Consider the following 22,619-nt stretch of genomic DNA (forward strand, 5'->3'; position numbering starts at 1 on the left):
ACTGCAGTGCTTCCCCTCACCCTGGCCCTCTCCCGGAGGGAGAGGGAACTGTCCGGCTGGCGTTTAGGCCCATGCAAGCGCAGCGCCGCCGGGCAATAATCAGGCACGGTACCCGTGGTGTTGCCGGGTGGCGGCTGCGCCTTACCCGACCTACAGGATCCACTGACAGGCTCACACCCCGTAGGCCCGTGCAAGCGCAGCGCCGCCGGGCAAGATATCAGGCACGGTATCCTTGATTTCGCCGGGTGGCGGCGTACGCCTTACCCGGCCTACAAACCCAAATCACCGCGGGTCCTGGGGCTGCTGAAACTGCCGATGCTGGCGGCCTCAACATCGCTGAGACGTTCCCGGCAGGCCGGGGCAGCCCGCATGGATGCGGGCTGAGGGCCGTGTTTTGCAGGGACGCTGCCTCGGCCCGACCCGAAGCCTGCAGGGATAAGTCGAAGGCACCGCGCAGCGGCGATGTTGCTGGCCGGAGCCCGGGCGCACAGGGAGCGGCGGCGACTGGCCGCCCCCTGTGCGCTCCCTGCGCCATGAGTGACATAACGCAGACGATTAACCGGGAGCGCAAACTACGCTGAAGCCACAGATAACATAAACAACCACACTGCAGTGCTTCCCCTCACCCTGGCCCTCTCCCGAAGGGAGAGGGAATCGTCCGGCTGGCGTTTAGGCCCGTGCAAGCACACTGCCAGGTAACGTTATCCGATGCCACTCCCCTACTTCGCCAGGCTGGCAAAGCGAGCAAAGACCGCATCAAAAATCGCCAGCCCTTGCGCCACCTGCTCAGCAGTAATGGTGCACGGCGGCACCACGTGAATGCGGTTCTCCACCACAAAGGCCAACAGCCCGGCCTCGGTTAAGGCCCCTTTGATCGCGGCCATGTCGGCGGCAGTCAGCGGCGTTTTTTGTTCACGGCTGCTCACCAGCTCCAGCGCCTGGAACAGGCCGCGACCACGCACCTCGCCGATAATGGCGTGCTTCTCCGCCAGCGCCTCGAGACCGGGGCGCAGCACCTCGTTGCCGATATAGGCCGCGTTCTCAATCACCTTCTCCTCTTTCATCGCGTCGATGGTGGCGACAATCGCCGCCATCGCCAGCGGATGGCCGGAGTAGGTCAGCCCGCCGGCAAAAAAGTGGTCGTCAAAATAGCGGGCAATCGGCTCGCTAATCAGCACCCCGCCCGCCGGCACGTAGCCCGCGTTAACCCCTTTGGCAAAGGTCACCAGATCCGGCACCACGCCATCCTGCTCGAAGGCGAACCAGCTGCCGGTACGGCCAAAGCCGGCCATCACCTCATCGAAGATCAGCACGATGCCAAACTCGTCGGCCAGGGCGCGCACACCCTGCATATAGCCTGCCGGCGGCACGAGGATCCCGGCGGTGCCGGGGATGGACTCCAGCAGGATCGCCGCGATGGCCGTCGGCCCCTCGCATTCGATGATCCGCCGCAGATGCGCCAGCGCGCGCTGACACTCCTCTTCCTCGGTCGCGGCGTTGAACTCGCTGCGGTAAAGGTAGGGGTTGAAGAAGTGCACATGGCCGCGGGAGAACTCATTCGGCACCCGGCGCCAGTCGCCGGTGGCGGCGATCGCGCTGCCGGTGTTGCCATGATAGGAACGATAGGCCGACAGCACCTTGTCGCGCCCGGTATAGAGCCGCGCCATGCGAATCGCGTTCTCATTGGCATCTGCCCCAGCGTTGGTGAAGAACACCTTGCTGAAGCCCGCCGGCGCCAGGTCGACGATGCGCTTCGCCGCTTCGCCGCGGGCAAGGTTGGCGGTGGCGGGCGCGATGGTGACCAGGGTCTCCAGCTGCGCCTTCATGGCCGCCAGTACCCGGGGGTGCTGATAGCCAATGTTGACGTTCACCAGCTGGCTGCTGAAATCGAGCCAGGTATTCCCCTCGTAATCCCATAGCTCGCAGCCTTGCGCCCCGGCAATCACCAGCGGATGGAGATTGCCCTGCATCGACCATGAATGAAACACATAAGCGCGATCCAGCTGCCGAACTTCATCATTGCTTACCGCGACCTCGTTCTGTAGTGCCAGCTTCATACCCTGCCCTCTCTCATGTCGTTGTGGTTGGCTTCATCATTGGCCGCGGCAACGCAAAACGGATAGAGCCAGTGCGCGAAAAACGATGTGACACGGTGTCACATCCGCGTCCGCCGTCTGGCCCTGTGCCTTGCCGTCCAGCGTTTTTATAGTGGAGGGACAACCGCACAGGAGAATGACATGGCAACGAGCAACGTAGTGTTTATCACCGGGGCGACCTCGGGTTTTGGCGAAGCGGCAGCGCAGGTGTTTGCCGACGCGGGCTGGTCGCTGGTGCTGACCGGGCGCCGCTATCCGCGACTGAAGGCCTTGCAGGACAGACTCGCCGCCCAGGTGCCGGTGCATATTATTGAGCTTGACGTTCGTGACAGCGAGGCGGTGGCTGCCGCCGTGGCGTCGCTCCCCGCCCCCTTCGCCGATGTCACCACCCTGATCAACAACGCCGGGCTGGCGCTGTCGCCACTGCCGGCGCAGGAGGTGGCGCTGGAGGACTGGAAAACGATGATCGACACCAACGTCACCGGTCTGGTGACGATGACCCACGCCCTGCTGCCGACGCTGATACGCCATGGCGCCGGGGCGAGTATTATCAATATCGGCTCGATCGCCGGGCAGTGGCCCTATCCCGGCAGCCATGTGTATGGCGCCAGCAAGGCGTTTGTGAAGCAGTTCAGCTATAACCTGCGCTGCGATCTGCTTGGCACCGGCGTGCGGGTCACCGATCTGGCGCCGGGGATTGCCGAGACCGAATTTACCCTGGTGCGTACCAAAGGCGACCAGGCGGCATCGGATAAGCTCTATCGCGGCACCACGCCACTGAGCGCGCGCGATATCGCCGAGCAGATGTTTTATATCGCCACGTTGCCGGCGCATATGAACATTAACCGGGTGGAGGTGATGCCGGTGCGCCAGGCGTGGCAGCCGTTCGCCATCGATCGGGATTAAGCGAAACCCGACGCATCCCTTGCCGGCGCTGTCGGCAAGGGATGCAAGCCGGACTAACGGCTGCTTTGCAGAAACTGCCTGACGCGTTCAGAGTCAGGCTGAGTGAAGAACTTCTCCGGCGGCGCCTTCTCAATCAGCAGCCCCTTCTCCAGAAACACCACCTCGTTGGACACCTGGCGGGCAAAATCCATCTCGTGCGTCACCACCACCATGGTGTAACCCTCGGCGGCGAGGGCTTTCATTACCCCCAACACCTCATTAACCAGCTCCGGATCCAGCGCCGACGTCGGTTCATCGAAGAGAATAACTTCGGGCGACATCGCCAGCGAACGGGCGATCGCCACCCGCTGCTTCTGCCCGCCGGAGAGGGTGATCGGGTAAACATCGGCTTTGTGCGCCATGCCCACTTTCTCCAGTTGCTGCATGGCAATGGCCTTCGCCTCGTCTCGTTTCATGCCCTTAACGTGCAGCAGCGCCTCGCTGACGTTTTGCTGAACGGTCAGATGCGGCCACAGGTTAAAACTCTGAAAGACCATCCCCACCCGCTCGCGAATTTTGGCCAGCTGGCGGTACGACATCGCCCGGCCGCGCTGTTCATCAATCCCCAGTCGCTGACCGCCGATATGAATTTCACCGCGGTCCGGCTGTTCCAGCCAGTTCATACAGCGCAGCAGTGTGGATTTTCCCGACCCGGACGAGCCGAGAATACTCACCACGGTCCCCTTCTCCACCGTCAGGTTAATATCCCGCAGGACTTCCACATTATCGAACTGTTTGGAGACGTTTTTGACGCTTACGGCAATAGACTCAGGCATGGCTCATTCCTCTTTTGGCTCCCCAGGCGGTCAGGCGCTTAATCAGCAGCTCCAGCAGAATGCTGATCGCCCAGTAAAGCCCAATGGCGACGATAAAGGCGTTAAACGGAATAAAATAGGTCGCCTGGACGCTGTTGGCGGCGGCGGTGATCTCCTGAACGGTAATAATGCTCAGGAAAGCGGTGTCCTTCAGGCAAATAATCAGCTGATTGCCGATCAGCGGTAAGGCGGAAGAGATGATATTGGGTAAAATAATTCGCCGAAAAATGGCATAGCGCGAAAAGCCCTGAGCAATCGCCGCTTCAATATATCCGCCGGAAAATACCCGCCGCTGGCTGCGCAATATTTCAAAGAAATAGGCGCCATGATAAATAATCAGGGCCAGTAAACCGGCGGTCCACGGCTCCATGCTAATACCGAGCTGCGGCAGCCCGTAATACAGAAGATAAGCGAGGATCAAAAAAGGGATCGCACGCATCAGGCTGACGAAACCAATAATAATCCGGTTAATCACTTTCTTTTGATATTCGCTAAAATAACACAGCGCAATACCGATAATCAGCGCCGCCAGGGCGGCGGTAATAAACAGTTCGAGGGTCGCGAATAACCCGGCAATAAAGCTATCGCGAACCGACCAGATAACGCCCCACTGATTCATAATGCCTCCCGTTCCTAGCGCGCCAGACGCCTGGCTTTACGTTCCGCGATACCCTGCAGCTTCAACAAACAGCCGATGATCACCACATACAGCAGGCCGGCGGCGAGGATCGGCGACAGCGGCTCGTAGGTGACCGAGGAGATACGGTTGGTGACCCGGGTGAGATCCACCACGCCAATCACGGCGATGGCCGGGCTACCTTTGATCAAAAAGGACATCTCATTGACCAGCGCCGGCAGGCTCTCGATCCACATCTGCGGCAGCATGATGTAGCGGAAGTAGGTCCAGCGGCGCATTCCCACCGACTCCGCCGCCTCCCGCTGTTCGCGCGGAAAAGTGCGGAAGGCGTTGCGCCAGATCTCAGCGTTAAACGCCGACGTGTTAAGCGTCAACGCCACGATGGCGGCCACGTTCTTGTCGAGGTTAATGCCCATCGTCGGCAGGGAAAGGAACAGAAACAGCACCAGCGTCACCAGCGGCGTTGCGCGGGCCAGACTGATATAGACCACCAGCAGCTGGTCGATCACCGGCAGGCGCAGCATCCGTACCAGGGCGATCAGCAGGCCCGCCACCACCCCGAAGGCAATAGCGATGGCCGAAATCCAGAGGGTCGTCCATGCGCCTTCGATTAATAACTGCCAGGAAATTGCATCCATGAGGCCCTCCTTCTCAGCAACAGGCGGCGGTCGCCCGCCGCGGAATATTACAGTCCGGCGAGTTTGTGAAACTGTTCCGGGCTGGTGATCGCCTCGGTCGGCAGGTTGTCATAGGTTTCGCCAAACCATTTTTTCTGCAGCTCGGCGAGCTTGCCGGTCTCCTTCATGTGGTTCATAAACTTGGTCATATAGGCCAGCAGCTGCGGCGAGTTTTTCGGGATCGGCCACGCCATATAGCCCGGTCCGGAGACGGCCAGCCCTTTGGCGAAGACCTTCGGTTTGGCTTTCGCCAGGTCGTTTACCGAGATCACCACGTTAATCACGTAATCCAGTCGCTTATTCGCCAGGTCGGCGTAAGCTTCCGGATAGGAGGGATACTCCACCACCGGTCCCAGCTTGCCGCCGGTCTTCTCCAGCATCGCCTTCAGCTCCGGCAAACGCGCCAGCAGCGCGCTCCCGGCCTGTAACCCCACTTTTTTGCCGCTGAGATCGGCAATCGTATTTAACGAAGTATCACCAGCGCGTTTGACGAAATAGTGCTGCGCGGAGGCCCACGGTGGGGTGAAATCAAAAACCTTCAGCCGCTCATCGGTAATAACCGCCCCGGTTAAGGCCATATCGTATTGCCCGGTGGAGACGGCCGCTAATAATCCGGTCCACGGTAATATGCTCTGGTCGACATGGAATTTGGCGTACTTACGTAATTCCTCAAGCATATCTTTGTTAAAGCCATCGGCCTGGCCATTATTCATAAAGTTAAACGGCGCATAATCATCTTCCGTCGCCACTTTCAAGGTGCCGGATTTTTCTATTTCCGGAAGATCGGCCGCGACGGCGTGATAAGAAAAAGCGACCGTTAATACAGCGCTCAGACACATTGATGCCAATGATTTTTTCATTATTTCACCCCTGATGGATTGGCCAGACGGGTTCATTCCAGAACGCGAAAAGGTTTCTGCAAAATAGTGGCCGGGGACGTTCCGGTCCACGGCGGCTGAATACGTTTTTAATGTGGGAGCGTTTTTCAATTCCGTATAGAGCCAGATGGGCCGCATCGCTGTGTCAGATGGCGGCAGGGTGGTATGGAATTTGCTGAGTGTAACGGGTGGTCGCAATGCGTTATTGCCAGAGGAGCCCCGTATGATCCGTCACCTGTTACACGTTGATTTTCAGCCTGGCCGCGGTTTGCAGGAACAGGTGCGAGAGACGCTGGTGAATGCCATTCTCAGCGGGATCTTCGCCGCCGACACCCCGCTGCCCTCCTGTCGCCAGCTGGCCAGCCAGCTTCGCGTCTCGCGCAACACCACCGCGCTGGTGTTTGAAAGTCTGGTCAACGAGGGCTACCTGATTAGCCGCCCACGAAGCGGTTACTACCTGCATCCCGACTATCATGAAGCTTCGCCTGCCGCCGTCGAGAGTGCACCGCAGCGCGAAGCCGCTGCACCACGCTGGGGCGACCGGCTGCAGATGACCCCCAGCCAGCAGGAGTCGATCCTCAAACCGGCGGGCTGGATGCACTACCGCTACCCGTTTATCTACGGCCAGCCCGATACCCGGCAGTTCCCGCTGGCCACCTGGCGCTCGGCGGCGAACTGGCTGCACGGCGGGGTGCGCGACCCGGCGTGGGTCATCGACCATATTGACCAGGATGTGCCGATGCTGATCGAGCAGATCCGCACCCGGGTGCTGCCCAAGCGCGGCATTGTCGCCGCGCCGGATGAAATTCTCATCACCCTTGGCTCGCAAAATGCGCTCTACCTGCTGACCCGACTGCTGCTCTCTTCCACCACCCGCATTGGCGTCGAAAACCCCTGCTTTCGCGAAGCCATCAACACCTTTCTGCTCGCCGACGCCGAGGTGGTGCCGCACCCGGTGGATGAAGAGGGGATCGTGCTTAATGAGCGTCCCTGCGATTACTACTATGTCACCCCCGGCCATCAGGTGCCCACCGGGGTGACCATGAGCAGTGCGCGGCGTCGCCAGCTGCTGGAGCATGCCGCCCGCCATGACGCAGTCATTATTGAAGATGATTATGACTCGGAGAGTAACTTTACCCTCAACCCACTGCCGGCGCTGAAGGCCAGCGATCGCAGCGGCCGGGTGGTGTATGTCAGCAGCCTGTCAAAAGCGCTGTCACCGGGGCTGCGGTTGGGGTTTATGGTCGCCGACCCGGACCTGATCGACGAGGCGCGCGCCCTGCGCCGGCTGGTCTATCGCCATCCGCCGACCAACATTCAGTACCAGATGGCCCACTTCCTTGCCCAGGGCCATTATGAAACCCATCTGCGGCGCTACCACTACGACTCCGCCCAGCGCTGGGAGCGCCTGCACGCCGCCCTGCAGCGCTATCTGCCGTCGTGTCGCGCGCTGGCGGGGAGCGAACATGCTAACGCCTTCTGGCTGCAGACCCCGGCGCAGATCAACACCCAGCAGCTCACCTGGCGCGCCGCCCACGCCGGCGTGCTGATTGAGCCCGGGGCGCGCCATTTTCTCAGCGCCGCGCCGCCGGATAACTACTTTCGCATGGGATTCCACGCCATTAACCCTGACGCCATCGCCCAGGGGGTGGAGGTCCTGCGCGGCCAGCTGGAGCAGATGGGTTAGCGGTATTGTTCATACTCAACGGCGTCGCGCACGCTGAGCAGCGCCGGGCGCAGACTGTCGAAAGGCACCGATCCGAGCGCAATGCGCAGCGCCTGCGGGATCGTGGCGGAGACGCAGAACGGCTCGGCGGTCGACACCGAAATACGGCGTTCCATCAGCGCATTCGCCAGTCGATCGGCCCGGCTCTCTTCACCCAGAGGCAGCCAGACAAAGTACGAATCGGGATGACTGACGACGGGAAGCCCACAAAGCACCTCGCGGGCCACCTGCTGCCGCTGTCGCGCATCCTGTCGTTTCTGCATTTCAAAGCGTGCCACCGTGCCATCTTCAATCCAGGCGCAGATCAGCGAACTTATCAGCGTCGGCGTATTCCACGTCGTGGCGCGGATGGCGCGCTCAATCTCCGGCCGGTAGCGCGGCGGAGAAATCACCACCCCCACGCGCAGCCCGGTGGCGATATTTTTTGAAAAACCGGTGACATACACCGTTCTTTCCGGCGCATAGCTGATCACCGGCGGCGGCGGACGGCTCACCAGCCGGGCGTAGGCGGCATCTTCAATAATCAGCAGATCGTGCTGGCGCGCAAGATCGGCCAGCGCCTGCCGCTGCCCGGTGTTGAGCACCCAGCCCAGCGGATTGTGCAGCGTCGGCATGGTATACACCGCCCGCACCCGCCGCTGCTGGCACAGCGTATGAAGCGCCTGCAGGTCCGGCCCCTCCGGTCGACAGGGGATCGCCGCCAGCTCCAGATGATACAGCGCCGCCAGAACCTTGAAGCCCGAATAGGTCAGCGCATCCACCGCCACCACATCCCCCGGACGTAACAGCCCCATGACGGTCACCGCCAGCCCGTGCTGTGCGCCGTTGACGATCAGGACATTTTCCGCATCCGGCGTAAAGTGCTGGCAGGTCAAATGGCGGGCGATAATTTCGCGCTCGGCGAGCCGCCCGGCATGAGGCTGATAGCGCAGATGCGAGTCAATATCGCCCGCCATCGCCAGCTGCCTGAGCGCCTCGCGCAGCGCATCGCCCTGCTCCGGCAGCGAAGGGTAGTTGAAATTGAGATCCACGACATCGGCGGCCACCACCTGCTGATCGACCCCGTGCCCCGGCGGCAGCGAGAGGTCGCGCACGAAGGTGCCGCGGCCGGTTTCGCCGCTGACCAACCCCATCTCTTCCAGTTCACGGTAGACGCGCGTGGCGGTGGCCAGCGAGAGGCGTTCTCCGGCGGCAAGGGTACGGTGCGTCGGCAGACGGCTGCCTGCGGGCAGCTGCCCGCTGCGGATCGCCTGGGCATATCGGTCGACAACGGCTTTATATCGGGCTTTCATCGTGAAATGTATCTATGACAATAATTTGATTGTATTAGATTGGGCACATTACCATCGCCACAGACGATGCTCAAGCGGGCACAGCACATCTGATAACGCGAGGTTAACGTGGTAGATTCAACACTGGATAAATCGGTGCCCGGTCCCTGGTCCGGATGGCTTCATGGTTTACTGGGGGTGATTATTTTTAGCGGGTCGCTGCCCGCGACGCGACTGGCGGTGCAGGATATGGATCCGTTCTTATTGACCTTTCTGCGCGCCTCCATCGCCGGGCTGCTTGCCGTCGCGCTGCTGGTCGGCTTTTGCCAGAAACGCCCGCGCCTGGCGCAGCTTGTGCCCTTGATCATCGTCTCATCAGGGGTGGTGATCGGCTTTCCTCTGCTCACGGCGCTGGCCCTGCAGCACATCACCTCGGCGCATTCGATTGTGTTTATTGGCCTGCTGCCGCTGATGACCGCCCTCTTCGGCGTACTGCGCGGCGGCGAACGCCCGCGGCGGGCTTTCTGGATCTTTTCGCTGCTGGGCAGCCTGCTTGTGGTGGGATTCGCCCTGACGCAAAGTGCGGCGGCCTCACTCAGCGGCGATCTGCTGATGCTGGCGGCGGTTATCGCCTGCGGCCTCGGCTATGCGGAAGGGGCAAAGCTGACGCGGGAGCTCGGCGGCTGGCAGGTGATCTGCTGGGCGCTGGTGATAGCCCTGCCGTTGATGCTCCCCGCCTCGCTGATGGTTCAGCCCGCGTCCTGGCATGCCATCTCGGCCTCCTCCTGGGCGGCGCTCGGCTATGTGTCGCTCTTCAGCATGCTGATCGGTTTCATCTTCTGGTACAAAGGGCTGGCCGCGGGCGGGATCGCCGCCGTCGGCCAGCTCCAGCTATTGCAGCCGTTCTTCGGGCTTGGCCTGTCGGCGGCGCTGTTGCACGAAACCGTCAGCCCCTTGATGCTGGCGGTTACGCTGGGCGTGGTGCTGTGCGTGGTGGGCTCGCGCAAATTTGGCCGCCAGCGGGTTAGCGCAGGGAGCGGGAGCCGTGATTGACCGCCCCGTCATCCGCCGTCCCGGGTCGCGGCGGTGTAACCGCCTTACCCGGGTGACAGCATGATAAACGGCTGGAGGACGCGCCGCCGGGGAGGACGACCGTCTACACCGGCCGCGCGTACTGAAGCATCACCTGCAGCAGCACGTTGGCCCCGGCGGCGACGTGCTCCGGCGAGGCATACTCAATTTCGTTATGGCTGATCCCGTCCTTGCAGGGGATAAAAATCATCCCGGTGGGCGCCAGGTAGCTCATATACACTGCGTCATGCCCGGCGCCGGAGACGATCGGCCGCGCCGGATAGCCCAGCCGCTGCGCGGCATCGGCAATGGCCTGCTGGCATTCAGCATCGAACGGCGCCGCCGGATAGTGGCTTACCTGCTTCAGGGCCACCTGCAGACCGCTCTCCCGCTCAACCTCCGCGATAAACGCCCGCAGCTGGCGATCCATCTCGTCCACCAGCGCATCGCTGAGATTGCGCATATCAATGGAGAAGGTGACCTCCCCGGGCACCACGTTGCGGCTGTTGGGCCACACCTGCACGCTGCCGACGGTGCCGCGTCCCTCTTCGCTGCGCCCGGCAATGGCCACCACTTCCTGCATAATGCGGGTCGCCACCTGCAGGGCATCCTGACGCAGGCGCATCGGCGTGGGTCCGGCGTGCGAGGCCTGGCCGGTGACCACGCAGTCGTACCAGCGGATCCCCAGCACGCCCTGCACGATACCGATGGTTTTCGCTTCATCTTCGAGAATCGGCCCCTGCTCAATGTGCGCCTCAAAATAGGCGCCGATGGGATGCTCCCCCGGGGTCTGCTCGCCGATATAGCCGATCTGCGCCAGCGCCTCGCCGACGCTGACACCCTCTTTATCCGTGACGGCCCAGGTCTCTTCCAGCGGGAAGACGCCGGCAAAGACCCCGGAGCCCATCATCACCGGCACAAAGCGCGACCCCTCTTCGTTGGTCCAGAACACCACCTCAATCGGCGCGTCGGTGTCAATCTGCAGATCGTTGAGCGTGCGCACCACCTCCAGCGCCGCCAGCACGCCGTAGTTGCCATCAAATTTGCCGCCGGTGGGCTGAGTGTCAATATGGCTGCCGGAGACGATGGGCGGCAGGCCGGGGTTGCGGCCTTCCCGGCGCATAAACACATTGCCGATTTTATCGATGGTGACGCTCATCCCGGCCTCCCGCGCCCAGCCTATTACCTTGTCCCGCCCCTGGCGGTCGAGGTCGGTGAGGGTCAGACGGCGGCAGCCGCCCTTCGGCGTGGCGCCGATCTGCGCGAGATCCATTAACGACGCCCACAGGCGGTCGCCATTGATGCGCCAGCCGGTGGTGTCGGTCGCGGGGGTAAAAAGTACATCACTGCTCATGGTAGTCTCCTGACATCAAGGTCGCCGCCAGCATAACCGGCGGTGGGAATGCGCTATCAACGCCTGGTCTTCATCCTGTATGGTTTTTTGCCGCCGATCAGACGGCCAGGGCCTGGGCGTTAGCGTCAATCGCCAGCTCGCGCCAGCGGTGGCAACTCACCGCGTGGCGTTCCGCGACGGATTCCGTCGGCGGCAGACTCTGCTCACAGACCGGGCGACGGTGCGGGCAGCGCTCGGCAAAGGCGCAGCCGGGCGGCAAGCGCGCCAGATCCGGCGGCGCGCCGGGAATGCAGTGCAGGGCATCACCTTTCTTAAGCCCCTCTTTCGGCCGACTGCCCAGCAGCACCTGGGTATAAGGATGGCGCGGGTGGCGCAGGATCTCGCTCATCGACGCTTCCTCGACGATCCGCCCGGCGTACATCACCGCCACCCGGTCGGCGATCTCCACCGCGGCGCCGATATCGTGGGTCACAAACACGATCGACAGCCCGCGCTGCTTTTGCTGCTCGCGCAGCAGGATCAGGATCTGGATTTGCACCGTGGCGTCGAGGGCGGTGGTCGGCTCATCCGCCAGCAGCAGCTGCGGGTTACAGGAGAGCGCAAGGGCGATCATCGCCCGCTGGCGCATCCCGCCGGACATCTCGTGCGGGTAAGCATCCAGTCGCCGCTCGGGGCTGGGAATACGCACCTGGCGCAGGGCCTCCAGCGCCCTGTCCCGGGCCGCCTGGCGCGACAGCCCTTCGTGGCGGCGCAGCCCTTCAATAATCTGCTGCCCGACGGTGTAGACCGGATCGAAGGCCAGCAGCGGCTCCTGAAAAATCATCGCGCAGCGTCCGCCGCGATAGCGCCGCAGCTGACTTGTGCTCATCGTCAGCACCTCGTCGTCCCCCACCTGCAGGGTGCCGGAGAGCTCACTGCTCCCTGGCGGGTGCAGGCGCATCAGCGCCCGCAGGGTCACGCTCTTGCCGGAACCCGACTCGCCAATCAGCGCCATCACCTCCCCCTTTTGTACGTCAAAGGAGACTCCATTGACCGCGTTGATGGTCTGTCCGTCGCGGCGAAAGACGACCCGCAGGTCGTGCACATGGACAAAGGCGTTATCCGACATGGCTGACCTCCTTAAGGGGGATGCTTTGATGCCAGGGCGAGGCCGGCTGCGCCATCAGGCAGGCGCTCTGGTGCCCCTCCCCGACCGCCTCCAGCCGCGGTTTCACCTCGGCGCAGACCGCCTTCGCATGCGGGCAGCGGGTGTGAAAGCGGCAGCCGCTCGGCGGCGCGATGGGGCTGGGGGGATCGCCGCTCAGCGGTGAGGTCAGGGTGCGGTTTTCCGGGTCCATGGAGGGCATCGAGCTTAACAGCGCCCGGGTATAGGGGTGGGCGGAGGCGGTAAACAGCTGCTCCGCCGGGCCAATCTCCACCACTTCGCCAAGGTACATGACGAGGATCCGATCCGACAGCCAGCGAACCACGTGCAGATCGTGGCTGATGAACACGTAGGTCAGCTCGAGAGTCCGTTTCAGCTCCTGCAGCAGCTGCAGCACCTGGGCTTCCACCGATTTATCCAGCGCCGACACCGCCTCATCGAGGATCACCAGCCGCGGCTTCATCGCCAGCGCGCGGGCGATATTCACCCGCTGCCGCTGGCCGCCGGAGAGCGCATGCGGGTAGCGGTCGGCAAAGCGCGCCGGCTCAAGGCCAACGTGCGCCAGCAGATAGCGGGCATATTCGCTGGCCTCTCTGGCGCTGACGCCATGGACGCGCTGGCCGAAGGCGATGCTCTCCTCCATGGTCAGGCGCGGATTGAGCGAAGCATAGCTATCCTGAAAGACCATCTGCACCTGGCGACGGTAGGCTTTCAGCGGCAGACGCGACGAGCCGACCCCCTGTCCGTCGAAGATCAGTTCGCCGCTGTCCTGGGTGAGCAACTGCATCAGCAGCCGGGCAGTGGTCGATTTGCCGCAGCCCGACTCGCCGACCACCCCCAGGGTTTCGCCTTTCATCACCGTGAAGCTGATATCGTCCACCGCCTGCACCACCTCCCGGCCTTTGCCGCCGCGAAAGTACTTCAGCAAGTGATTGACCTTCAGCAGCGGCTGCGCCGGCCCGCCAAGGTCGATATTGATAAAGGGTTGCATCGCTTACTCCTTAATCGCCATTGCCGCACGCAGGCGGTCCGCGAGGATATTGAACGAAATGGAGGTGATAAAAATCATCAGGCCCGGCAGGGCGGCCACCCACGGCTGGGTATAGATTGCCGTGCGCAGCGTATTGAGCATCAGCCCCCACTCGGGCTCCGGCGGCCGCACGCCGAGGCCGAGAAACGACAGGCCGGAGGCGAGGATCATGCACACCGAAATCAGCCCGGTGGAGAAGACGAAGATCGGCCCGAGCACGTTGCCCAACACCTGGACGCGGATAATGGTCAACGCGCTGGCGCCAGTGGCCCGGGCGGCGTCGATATAGTCCATATGTCGCACCTGGGCGGTCACGCTCTCGGCAATCCGCGCCACCTGCGGGACAAACACGAGGGTCAGCGACAGCAGCGCATTGCCGATGCCCGCCCCCAGCGCTCCCGACAGCGCAATCGCCAGCAGGACGGAGGGAAAGGCATAGAACACATCCACGGTGCGCATAATCACGGTATTGGTTTTGCCGCCCGTATAGCCGGCGATAATCCCGATGGCCCCGCCGATAAAAAAGGCGAACACCACCGGGACAATTCCCATAAACAGCGAAAGTCGGGTGCCAAGGATCAGCCGCGACAGCATGTCGCGTCCCAGCTCATCCGAGCCCAGCGGGAAGCCGTCGCTGCCGATGGGTTTCAGGCGCAGGAACATCGACGTTTGATAAGGATCTTTGACGATAAGCCACGGACCGAACAGCGCCAGGGCCAGCAGCAGGAGGATCACCACGCCCACCACCACCCCGCCGGGGTCGCGCAGTAGGCGGCGCAATACCCCGCGCCAGTAACCTTGCCGGGAAGCGTGGGCCGCTGCGGCCGGAACCGCTTTCGTCGTTGCCGTATCCACCATGGTCAGCTCCTCTTAATACGCGGGTCGAGGGTGGTCTGCAGAATATCCACCAGCAGGTTGAGCAGCACGAAAAACAGCGCCAGCACCCAGATGGTGCCCTGCAGCAGGGGCAGGTCGCGCTGAAAAATGGCGGTATTGAGCAGCAATCCGGTTCCCGGCCAGGAGAAAACGGTCTCCACAAGGATCGAGCCGCCCATCAGATAGCCCACCTGCAGCCCCATCACCGCCAGCGCGGTGGGCGCGGCATTTTTCATGACGTGGACAAAGATGCGCGACTCGTTGAGCCCGCGAGCGCGCAGGCCAACGATAAACTCCTGGCTGAGGATATCGGCCACCTGCGAGCGCACGGTGCGGGCGATAATCCCGGTGGGGATCACCGACAAGGTGAGGGCTGGCAGCAGCATGAACTGCAGGTGCGCCCAGTCCCATTGCCAGCCCACCTCGCCTATCGGCCCGCCGCCGGTGGCCGGCAGCAGCGCGAACTTAACGCTGCAGAGGATCACCAGCAGCATCCCCAGCCAGTAGTGCGGCACGCTGACGCCAAATACCGACAACACCGAGGCCAGACGGTCAATGACGCTGTTGCGAAAATAGCCGGCGACAAAGCCGAACAGGCTGCCGAGGACGAAGCCGATCGCCGTCGCCAGCAGCGCCAGGCGCAGGGAGTACGCCACCGCGGTCATCACTTCGTCTATCACCGGGCGGCCGGTGGCGACCGACATACCAAGGTCGCCGTGCAGCGCCCGCCACAGCCAGTGGATAAACTGCATGGGCAGCGGCTTATCAAAGCCGTAAGCCTGCATTAACGTCTGACGCAGCGCCTCCGAGGCGTCCGGCGGCATCACCGACACCAGCGGGTCGCCCGGGGCGATCTGCACCAGCATGAAACAGATCACCGCGACCCCAAGCATGGTGGGGATAGCCAGCAGAATGCGGTATAGCAGCGTATTGATCATCGGTCGCCCCTTTCGCGATTACTCTTTTTTGCTCACCAGGCTGAGGTCGATAAACCAGCTCTGCGGTTGCACCACCCCGGTCACCGCAGGGGAAATCGCACGCGGCCCGACGTCGTGGGCGACAAACAGGAATGGCACCTGATCCACCAGCGCGGCGTGCAGCTCACCGGCCGCTTGGTTCATCTCCGCCGGGGTAAAGGCGTGCTTGACGGCGGCGGCCAGCTTCTCCGTCTCCGGAGTGGAGAAGTAACCCCAGTTGGTCGCCACCGGCGGAAACGCTTTGGCGGTCGAGAAGCGGATCAGGCCAAAGTAAGGATCGTTAACCGCGGCGCTGACGTTGATCGCATCGATCCCTTTCGCCGACGGGTCCCGGGCGCCCAGGCGCCAGTTGGTAAACAGGGTGTTCCATTCCACCACTTTGATATCCACATTGAAGAAGCAGCTCTTCAGGCTCTGCTGGATATACTCGTTCATCGGCAAGGGCTGCATCTGCCCGGAGCCGGAGGCCGAGGTGGCCACCGTGACGTGCAGCGGTTTGCTGGCGCTGTATCCGGCCTCGGTCATTAGCTGGCGGGCGGTATCCGGGTCATATTTGATCTGGAAAGTGGGTTTGCCATGCCACGGGCTGTCAGCCTCATAAACCCCGGTGGCCTCGGTCATGTAGCCGCCAAGGTAGCTCTTCAGCTCGGCGCGGTTCAGACACAAGTTGGCCGCTTTGCGCACGCGGATGTCCTGCCACGGCGATCCTTTTTCAAAGGAGAACTGCCAGGGCCACAGGTGCGGCTGGGTATTGGCGTAGAGGTGAAAACCCTGAGACTTGATCTGATCGATGGCGTCCGGCGCCGGGGCTTCAATCCAGTCCACCTGCTTCGACAGCAGCGCCGCGGTACGGGCGTTGGCCTCCGGCAAGGGGATCAGCACCACTTTATCCACCCGGGGAATGCGATCTTTGTTCCAGTAGTCGGGGTTTTTATCGAGGATCAGCTGCTGACGCGGCACCAGCTTCTCCAGTTTGAACGGGCCGCTACCCACCGCGTGGGCGGCGAAGGCGGTCCACGCCTGTTTGCTGCGCGCGGCGCTATCTCCCGCGCTGGCCGGCACCGCGTCATACTGCTTCTGCCACGCCGTCGGCGAGACGATAAACAGGTTGGTGATGTTGTACGGCAGCAGCGCGTCCGGTTCCGAGGTGGTCAGCGCCACAGTGTGGTCGTCAATTTTCTCTGCGCCGGTGAGGGTCGGCATGCGCGACAGGGTGTTGCCGATCTGCCCCGGGGCGTACTGCGGCGCTGCTTTATTCAGCACCTTATCCACGTTCCAGACGATGGCGTCGGCGTTCACCTCCGTCCCGTCATGGAACCTGACGCCCGGACGCAAGGTGAAAATCCAGCGGCTGGTGTTCTGCGGATCGATGTGCCACTCGGTCGCCAGCCCCGGCACCAGACCGCTGGGCTTTTCACCTTGCGACAGATCCCACTCCACCAGCGCGTCGTACAGCGGGATGCCGGTAAAGCGGTTGCCCTCATAGCCTTGATCCGGCTGGCCAAGGGTTAACGGAATATCCGCGGCGGTCATGGCGATCCGCAGCGTGGAGGCGTTGGCAGGTAAGGCGGCGCCCGCCAGGGCCAGTGCGCCGCTCACCGCCACGGCGAGACGACCGGCACGCGAAAATAACGTCTTTTTGTGCATCACATGATCCCTGTTAAATAAAGTGTCACGGATTAACAGGCAAAATGCGTACCAGCTCTTACGCGGACGAAAATAGGCCAAAACCGACCGGTAAAATAAGAAGGGCTTATATTATCACCATGATAATTATGGGAAAATAATTGCGCCTTATTCCGCCGCACCGCCAGCGGGAAATATGTTGCAGAATTGCACCAGCCGCTATATGGCAAATTTCAAATAATCACTCTGCGTCACTTTTCATTCATCCCCGTCCTCCGCCGCCGCGTATTCTCCGTCGGGATCAATCCCTTCTATACTTCAGGGAACACATCGACCGGGAGAGACTATGCCTTTAGCCGATTTTCACCGCTCCGATCCTTTTACCCTCGGTATCGAACTGGAGCTGCAGGTGGTGAACCCGCCGGGTTACGACCTCAGCCAGGATGCCTCGACGCTGATTGCCGACGTCCAGCATCAGTTGACCGTGGGAGAAGCCAAACATGACATCACCGAGAGCATGCTGGAGATCGCCACCGGGGTGTGCCGCGACATCAGCCATGCCCAAACCCAGCTCAGCGCCATCCAGCAGGCGGTTCAGCGCGCGGCGCTGCGCCATCATCTGCAGATCTGCGGCGGCGGTTCGCACCCCTTTCATGCCTGGCAGCGTCAGCAAATCAGCGACAATCCGCGCTATGTTAAAACCGTCGAGCATTTTGGCTATCTGGCGCAGCAGGCCACGGTCTTTGGCCAGCATGTGCACGTCGGCTGCCAGAGCGGCGACGACGCCCTCTATCTGCTGCACGGCCTGTCGCGCTTTGTACCGCACTTCATCGCCCTTAATGCCGCCTCGCCGTGGTTTGACAGTACCGACAGCCGTTTCGCCTGTTCACGCCTGAACCGCTTCTCCTCCTATCCCGACAACGGTCCGATGCCGTGGGTGGCAGACTGGCAGGGGTTTCGTCGCCTGTTCCGCCAGCTGAGCTACACCAGCATGATCGACAGCATGAAGGATCTGCACTGGGATATTCGCCCCAGCCCGCAGTTTGGGACCGTCGAGGTGCGGGTGATGGACACTCCCCTGACCCTCGCCCAGGCGATCCATATCGCCGGCTTTATACAGACCCTGGCCTGCTGGCTGTTGACGGAGCGCCCTTTTAAGCACCAGCCTGATGATTATCTGCTGTACCCCTTTAACCGCTATCAGGCGTGCCGCTATGGGCTGGACGGGACCCTCACCGACGTGCGCAGCGGAGAGCAGCGCAGCATCCGCCAGGAGATCCTGCAGCTCGCCGACCGGCTGGCTCCCTTCGCCCATCAGTTGAAGGCGACGGCGGCGCTGGAAGCGGTGGTCCGCCAGGCGAAATCGCCGCACAGCGAAGCGCAGCAGATGCGCGACTTTATCGCCAACGGCGGTTCGCTTTCCGGCCTGGTGCAAAAACACTGTGAGATTTGGGCGGCATAAGGCAGCGAGGCGGGTATACTCGGCGCAGACCATAGAAAGGACTGCCCATGTTATTACGTTGCCTGCTCCCCCTGGCGCTGCTGCCCCTGGCCGCCGTCGCCAGCGCCGCCTGTACCCTCACCGACCCGACGCTGACCCTGCAGAGCTATCGGGTGGATGCGCAGAAAGAGCGCATTGCGATGTACTGGCAGGATCGGCACGGCAAAGCCTGGGGTTCCCTGCGTTCGCTGCTGGCGGGTATTGATGGCGACGGCCGGGTGCAGATGGCGATGAACGGCGGCATTTACGATAAAGCCTACGCGCCGCTGGGGCTGTATATCGAAGACGGCAAACGGCTGACGCCGGTAAACCGTTCCGCCGGCGGCGGGAACTTCTTTATCCGCCCCGGCGGCGTGTTCCTGGTGGCGAACGGCCGGGCGAAAATCGTGCCGCTGCCGGCGTACAAACCCTCTCCCGCCATCCGTTATGCGGTGCAGTCCGGCCCGATGCTGATTGAGAATGGCGTCATCAACTGGCGGCTGAAGCCCTCAGCCAGTTCGCGCAAGCTGCGTAACGGGGTGGGTATCGATAAGCAGGGCCGGGTGGTGTTTATGCTCAGCGATCGCGAGACCAACTTCTATGATTTTGCCTGCTATGCGCAGTCAAAGCTTGGGGTGCGGCAGATGCTCTATCTCGACGGCACCCTGTCGAAGATGTACCGCAAAGGCGGCAGCGTGCCGTGGCAGTATCATCCGTTCGTGACCATGATAACGGTGGAGAGGAAGTAGCGGGCGCCCGGCACAAAAGCGGCGCCGTGCCCGCCGTCCTTACCCGTTCACCAGCGAAGGACTACCCTTTTCTGCCAAACGCAACGTGAACGGAAAATTCCCCCTCACCCTAATCCTCTCCCACAGGGAGAGGGGATCGACAGGCAGACGCTGTGGCGCAACACTTACCCCCGCCGATGCGCCCACTCACGCATACGCTGAAACAGCACATACAGCGACGGGATAAACAGGATGCCAATCATCGTCGCCACCAGCATACCGCTGAATACCGTGGTGCCGATGATCCGCCGGCTCTGCGCCCCGGCGCCGGTGGCGAGCATCATCGGCATGATGCCGATAATAAACGACACCGCGGTCATCATCACCGCGCGGAAGCGGCGGGTGGCCCCCTCGCGCGCAGCGTCAACTATCGACAGCCCCTCCTCGCGCCGGCTGCGGGCGAATTCAACAATCAGAATCGCGTTCTTCGCTGCCAGGGCAATCAGCAGCACCAGCCCTATCTGAACATACACATCGTTGGCATAGCCCGCGGTCCACAGCCAGAGCAGCGCTCCGCCGATGGCGAACAGCACCGAGAGCATGACGCTCGCCGGCAGCGTCCAGCTCTCATACTGCGCCACCAGGAACAGCCACGCCATCGCCACCGCCGCCAGCACGATCCACACTGCCTGATTGCCGGTCTGCTGCTCCTGCCAGGAGATCCCGCTCCAGGCGTAGTCATATCCCGGCGGCAGATGGGCCTGCAAAATCTGCTCCATGGCCGCCATCGCCGTGCGGCTGCTGACCCCCTCGGCCGCTGAACCGCTCACTGAAACGGACGGGAACTGATTGTACTGCTGAATAAACGGCGCCCCCACCGTCGGCGTAATGGTGACCAGATTGCTCAGCCGCACCCGCTCGCCGTCGCGGCTGCGGACGTACAGCTCGCTAATCTGCTCTGCCCGCTCGCGCCACTGCATCTCATTTTGCATCACCACATGATAGACACGATTGTTACGGCTGAAATCGCCGGCGCGCGTGCCGCCGAACGCCGTCTGCAGGCTGCTGAAAATCTGCGCCACCGGCACATCCAGCAGCGCCGCCCGATCGCGGTCGACCGTCAGGGTCAGCTGCGGCACGTTGCTGCTCCAGGTGGTAAACACCCGGCTCAGTTGAGGATGCTGGTTCGCCAGCTGGAGGATCTCCCGCGTCACCTGCTCCAGCTCCGCCGACGACTGACCGGCCTGCGCCAGAATGCGCAGATCAAACCCCGAGGCATTCCCCAGGCCCGGCAGGGTCGGCGGCGCGAAGGTCATGATCGTCGCCTCCGGTAGCGACAGCAGCTGGCGCTGAATATCCGCCATCACCGCATCCAGCGGCGGCCGCTGGTGCCAGTCCTTGAGCATTACCGAGATAAACCCGCCGTTAGAGGCGCTGGTGCCGTTGAGAATGTTGAAGCCGGACACCTGAATCACATCCTCCACCGCCGGGTTAGCCATCAGCAGCTTGCGCGCCTGGGCCATCACCGCTTCGGTACGCTCCAGCGACGCCGCCTCCGGCAGTTGCACGCTGGCAAACAGGTAACCCTGATCTTCCTGAGGCAGGAAGCCTTTCGGCATCGAGGTGAAGCTGAACGCCACCAGCGCGCCTGCCGCCACCGTCGCCGCCAGCGCCAGCCAGGGACGGCGGTTCATCCAGCCCACCAGCCGGCCATAGCCGTCGCGGGTACCGTCGAGAAGACGGTTAAACGCCCGCCACACCGCCGCTGGCTGGGCGGGACGCGGGCGCAGCAGCAGTGCGCAGAGGGCCGGTGTCAGGGTTAGCGCCACCAGGCTCGACAGGGCCACCGCGGTGGAGAGCGTCACGGCAAACTGCCGGTACAGCTCGCCGACGATCCCCGGGAGCAGCGCCACCGGCACAAATACCGCCAGCAGCACCAGGGTCGTGGCGATCACCGGCCCGGCGATCTGCTGCAGCGCCTGGGCGGTGGCCTGCAGGCGATCCAGCCCTTCCGCCATTTTGGTTTCCACATTCTCTACCACCACAATGGCGTCATCCACCACCATCGTCAGGGCGAGAATGATCGCGAACAGGCTGAGGGTGTTGGCGCTGTAGCCCAGCAGATAGAGCACCGCAAAGGTGCCGATCAGTGACACCGGGATCGCCAGCACTACGATCAGCGTCGCTCGCCAGCTCTGCAGGAACAGCGACACCACCACGACCACTGCCAGCAGGGTCAGCGCCAGCGAGACGCCGATCTCTTTGATCGTCGCCGCCACAAAGCGGGTGGTATCGAACTTCACCTCCCAGGTGAGATCCGCCGGAAAGCGAGTGTGCAGGCGGTTAAGCTCCGCACGCACTGCGCTGGCGACCTGCAGGGCATTGGCGGTGGGCGTCGGGTAGATCCCCAGATAGGCCGACGCTTTACCGTTCAGCTGCGCGCCGGAGCTGTAGCTGCGGGCGCCCAGCTCAATGGTCGCCACGTCGGCGAGGCGAACCAGCTGCCCCTGCGCGCCGCGGCGGAGGATAATCTCGCCAAAGCTGGCCGCCTCGTTCAGACGCCCCAGCCCGTTGATGGTCAGCGTCTGCTGCTGGCCGTTGAATACTGGCGGGGTGCCCACCTGCCCCGCCGCGCCCTGCACATTCTGCTCGCGCAGCGCCTGGGCAACGTCATCCGTGGTGATGTTGAGCGCATTCATGCGGTCCGGACGCAGCCAGATGCGCATACTGTAATCCCGGGCGCCAAACATCTGCACCTCGCCGACGCCGGGCAGGCGGGCCAGCGCCTCGCGCACCTGGGTGCTGGCGTAGTTACTGACAAACAGCGGCGACAGCGTGCCCAGCGGCGAGTAGAGGCTCACCCCCATCAGCAGGTTGCTGGCGCGCTTGCGGACCTGGACGCCATTCTGCTGCACCTCCGCCGGGAGCTGCGCCAGCGCCTGCGCCACCCGGTTTTGCACGTCGATCGCCGCCAGGTCGGCATCGGTGCCCGCCGCGAAGGTAATGCTCAGGCGGTACGTTCCCTCATCCGAGCTGGTGGACTCCATATACAGCATATGATCGACGCCGTTGAGCTGGGTCTCCAGCGGGGCGGCGATGGCTTCCGCCACATCTGACGCGCTGGCGCCCGGCCAGCTGGCGCTGACGTTCACCACCGGCGGGGTGATCGCCGGGTACTGCTCCACCGGGATCAGCTTCAGCGACACCGCGCCGACAAAGGTCAGCAGCAGCGCGATCACCATGGCAAATCGCGGACGACGGATAAAAAAGGTCAGCATCCCTTCTCCT

18 protein-coding genes are annotated in these 22,619 nt (G+C 62.6%); 5 read left to right on the forward strand and 13 right to left on the reverse strand.

Going from position 1 to position 22,619, the window contains the following annotated elements:
* Nucleotides 1-719: 719 nt before the first annotated feature.
* On the reverse strand, nucleotides 720-2,057 hold the full coding sequence (locus AS136_RS14295; protein ID WP_023322199.1) for an aspartate aminotransferase family protein: 1,338 nt from the start codon (nucleotides 2,055-2,057) through the stop codon (nucleotides 720-722).
* A gap of 180 nt (nucleotides 2,058-2,237) precedes the next feature.
* On the opposite strand from AS136_RS14295, the gene AS136_RS14300 reads away from it, so the two are divergent.
* The gene (locus tag AS136_RS14300; RefSeq protein WP_012968743.1) at nucleotides 2,238-3,002 is read left to right on the forward strand and encodes an SDR family NAD(P)-dependent oxidoreductase; all 765 of its coding nucleotides are present in this window, start codon (nucleotides 2,238-2,240) and stop codon (nucleotides 3,000-3,002) included.
* Nucleotides 3,003-3,055: 53 nt separating this feature from the next.
* Here the strand turns inward: AS136_RS14300 and AS136_RS14305 are convergent, their stop codons facing one another.
* From AS136_RS14305 to AS136_RS14320, 4 genes are read right to left on the reverse strand one after another with little or no spacing between them, the layout of a single operon-like run.
* Nucleotides 3,056-3,817 (reverse strand): amino acid ABC transporter ATP-binding protein, encoded by a 762-nt coding sequence (locus tag AS136_RS14305; protein WP_023322198.1) that lies wholly within the window; start codon nucleotides 3,815-3,817, stop codon nucleotides 3,056-3,058.
* Nucleotides 3,810-4,475 (reverse strand): amino acid ABC transporter permease, encoded by a 666-nt coding sequence (locus AS136_RS14310; protein ID WP_012968744.1) that lies wholly within the window; start codon nucleotides 4,473-4,475, stop codon nucleotides 3,810-3,812. The genes AS136_RS14305 and AS136_RS14310 overlap by 8 nt, the downstream gene beginning before the upstream one ends.
* A 14-nt stretch (nucleotides 4,476-4,489) precedes the next feature.
* Nucleotides 4,490-5,131: an amino acid ABC transporter permease gene (locus AS136_RS14315; RefSeq protein ID WP_004142522.1), complete on the reverse strand. Its 642-nt coding sequence runs from the start codon at nucleotides 5,129-5,131 to the stop codon at nucleotides 4,490-4,492.
* Between the two features lie 47 nt (nucleotides 5,132-5,178).
* The gene (locus AS136_RS14320; protein ID WP_002893184.1) at nucleotides 5,179-6,030 is read right to left on the reverse strand and encodes a transporter substrate-binding domain-containing protein; all 852 of its coding nucleotides are present in this window, start codon (nucleotides 6,028-6,030) and stop codon (nucleotides 5,179-5,181) included.
* A 241-nt stretch (nucleotides 6,031-6,271) separates the two neighbouring features.
* On the opposite strand from AS136_RS14320, the gene pdxR reads away from it, so the two are divergent.
* Nucleotides 6,272-7,735: a MocR-like pyridoxine biosynthesis transcription factor PdxR gene (pdxR, locus tag AS136_RS14325; RefSeq protein ID WP_004176948.1), complete on the forward strand. Its 1,464-nt coding sequence runs from the start codon at nucleotides 6,272-6,274 to the stop codon at nucleotides 7,733-7,735.
* On the opposite strand, the gene AS136_RS14330 is transcribed toward pdxR, so the two are convergent.
* A complete protein-coding gene (locus tag AS136_RS14330; RefSeq protein WP_023322197.1) occupies nucleotides 7,732-9,066 on the reverse strand; it encodes an aminotransferase-like domain-containing protein in 1,335 nt (444 codons plus the stop codon). The two genes, pdxR and AS136_RS14330, sit on opposite strands and share 4 nt — an antisense overlap.
* A 123-nt stretch (nucleotides 9,067-9,189) precedes the next feature.
* Here AS136_RS14330 and AS136_RS14335 point away from each other — a divergent pair, with 123 nt between their 5' ends.
* Complete coding sequence (locus AS136_RS14335; RefSeq protein WP_032738886.1) at nucleotides 9,190-10,098, forward strand: DMT family transporter; 909 nt, start codon at nucleotides 9,190-9,192, stop codon at nucleotides 10,096-10,098.
* 103 nt (nucleotides 10,099-10,201) lie between these two features.
* On the opposite strand, the gene AS136_RS14340 is transcribed toward AS136_RS14335, so the two are convergent.
* The 6 genes from AS136_RS14340 to AS136_RS14365 form a co-directional block, all read right to left on the reverse strand.
* The gene (locus AS136_RS14340) at nucleotides 10,202-11,470 is read right to left on the reverse strand and encodes a Zn-dependent hydrolase (RefSeq protein WP_012542516.1); all 1,269 of its coding nucleotides are present in this window, start codon (nucleotides 11,468-11,470) and stop codon (nucleotides 10,202-10,204) included.
* 97 nt (nucleotides 11,471-11,567) lie between these two features.
* Entirely contained in the window at nucleotides 11,568-12,578 is a 1,011-nt protein-coding gene (locus AS136_RS14345; RefSeq protein WP_023322195.1) for an ABC transporter ATP-binding protein, read from the reverse strand.
* The gene (locus tag AS136_RS14350) at nucleotides 12,568-13,605 is read right to left on the reverse strand and encodes an ABC transporter ATP-binding protein (RefSeq protein WP_004223507.1); all 1,038 of its coding nucleotides are present in this window, start codon (nucleotides 13,603-13,605) and stop codon (nucleotides 12,568-12,570) included. The genes AS136_RS14345 and AS136_RS14350 overlap by 11 nt, the downstream gene beginning before the upstream one ends.
* Nucleotides 13,606-13,608: 3 nt before the next feature.
* Nucleotides 13,609-14,502, reverse strand: a complete 894-nt coding sequence (locus tag AS136_RS14355; protein WP_008805546.1) for an ABC transporter permease — start codon at nucleotides 14,500-14,502, stop codon at nucleotides 13,609-13,611.
* A 2-nt stretch (nucleotides 14,503-14,504) separates the two neighbouring features.
* Nucleotides 14,505-15,458 carry an ABC transporter permease gene (locus tag AS136_RS14360; protein WP_012968749.1) on the reverse strand — a complete coding sequence of 318 codons (954 nt, stop codon included), beginning with the start codon at nucleotides 15,456-15,458 and terminating at the stop codon, nucleotides 14,505-14,507.
* Between the two features lie 18 nt (nucleotides 15,459-15,476).
* Entirely contained in the window at nucleotides 15,477-17,144 is a 1,668-nt protein-coding gene (locus AS136_RS14365; RefSeq protein ID WP_023297185.1) for an ABC transporter substrate-binding protein, read from the reverse strand.
* 325 nt (nucleotides 17,145-17,469) lie between these two features.
* On the opposite strand from AS136_RS14365, the gene AS136_RS14370 reads away from it, so the two are divergent.
* Both AS136_RS14370 and AS136_RS14375 read left to right on the forward strand, forming a co-directional pair.
* Nucleotides 17,470-18,585, forward strand: coding sequence for a YbdK family carboxylate-amine ligase (locus AS136_RS14370; protein ID WP_008805544.1), 1,116 nt, complete (start codon nucleotides 17,470-17,472; stop codon nucleotides 18,583-18,585).
* A 47-nt stretch (nucleotides 18,586-18,632) separates the two neighbouring features.
* Nucleotides 18,633-19,352 (forward strand): phosphodiester glycosidase family protein, encoded by a 720-nt coding sequence (locus AS136_RS14375; protein WP_008805543.1) that lies wholly within the window; start codon nucleotides 18,633-18,635, stop codon nucleotides 19,350-19,352.
* 164 nt (nucleotides 19,353-19,516) lie between these two features.
* On the opposite strand, the gene AS136_RS14380 is transcribed toward AS136_RS14375, so the two are convergent.
* A complete protein-coding gene (locus tag AS136_RS14380; RefSeq protein WP_023322194.1) occupies nucleotides 19,517-22,609 on the reverse strand; it encodes an efflux RND transporter permease subunit in 3,093 nt (1,030 codons plus the stop codon).
* Nucleotides 22,610-22,619: the final 10 nt, after the last annotated feature.

It is taken from the genome of Klebsiella sp. D5A (genome assembly GCF_001620885.1).
Taxonomy (GTDB): domain Bacteria; phylum Pseudomonadota; class Gammaproteobacteria; order Enterobacterales; family Enterobacteriaceae; genus Klebsiella; species Klebsiella variicola.

Coding starts and splice junctions, on each gene's coding strand:
- AS136_RS14295 (WP_023322199.1), bottom strand. CDS start 2,057: ATGAAGCTGGCACTACAGAACGAGGTCGCGGTAAGCAATGATGAAGTT.
- AS136_RS14315 (WP_004142522.1), bottom strand. CDS start 5,131: ATGGATGCAATTTCCTGGCAGTTATTAATCGAAGGCGCATGGACGACC.
- AS136_RS14365 (WP_023297185.1), bottom strand. CDS start 17,144: ATGCACAAAAAGACGTTATTTTCGCGTGCCGGTCGTCTCGCCGTGGCG.
- AS136_RS14340 (WP_012542516.1), bottom strand. CDS start 11,470: ATGAGCAGTGATGTACTTTTTACCCCCGCGACCGACACCACCGGCTGG.
- AS136_RS14320 (WP_002893184.1), bottom strand. CDS start 6,030: ATGAAAAAATCATTGGCATCAATGTGTCTGAGCGCTGTATTAACGGTC.
- AS136_RS14360 (WP_012968749.1), bottom strand. CDS start 15,458: ATGATCAATACGCTGCTATACCGCATTCTGCTGGCTATCCCCACCATG.
- pdxR (WP_004176948.1), top strand. CDS start 6,272: ATGATCCGTCACCTGTTACACGTTGATTTTCAGCCTGGCCGCGGTTTG.
- AS136_RS14300 (WP_012968743.1), top strand. CDS start 2,238: ATGGCAACGAGCAACGTAGTGTTTATCACCGGGGCGACCTCGGGTTTT.
- AS136_RS14305 (WP_023322198.1), bottom strand. CDS start 3,817: ATGCCTGAGTCTATTGCCGTAAGCGTCAAAAACGTCTCCAAACAGTTC.
- AS136_RS14330 (WP_023322197.1), bottom strand. CDS start 9,066: ATGAAAGCCCGATATAAAGCCGTTGTCGACCGATATGCCCAGGCGATC.
- AS136_RS14310 (WP_012968744.1), bottom strand. CDS start 4,475: ATGAATCAGTGGGGCGTTATCTGGTCGGTTCGCGATAGCTTTATTGCC.
- AS136_RS14375 (WP_008805543.1), top strand. CDS start 18,633: ATGTTATTACGTTGCCTGCTCCCCCTGGCGCTGCTGCCCCTGGCCGCC.
- AS136_RS14355 (WP_008805546.1), bottom strand. CDS start 14,502: ATGGTGGATACGGCAACGACGAAAGCGGTTCCGGCCGCAGCGGCCCAC.
- AS136_RS14345 (WP_023322195.1), bottom strand. CDS start 12,578: ATGTCGGATAACGCCTTTGTCCATGTGCACGACCTGCGGGTCGTCTTT.
- AS136_RS14380 (WP_023322194.1), bottom strand. CDS start 22,609: ATGCTGACCTTTTTTATCCGTCGTCCGCGATTTGCCATGGTGATCGCG.
- AS136_RS14350 (WP_004223507.1), bottom strand. CDS start 13,605: ATGCAACCCTTTATCAATATCGACCTTGGCGGGCCGGCGCAGCCGCTG.
- AS136_RS14370 (WP_008805544.1), top strand. CDS start 17,470: ATGCCTTTAGCCGATTTTCACCGCTCCGATCCTTTTACCCTCGGTATC.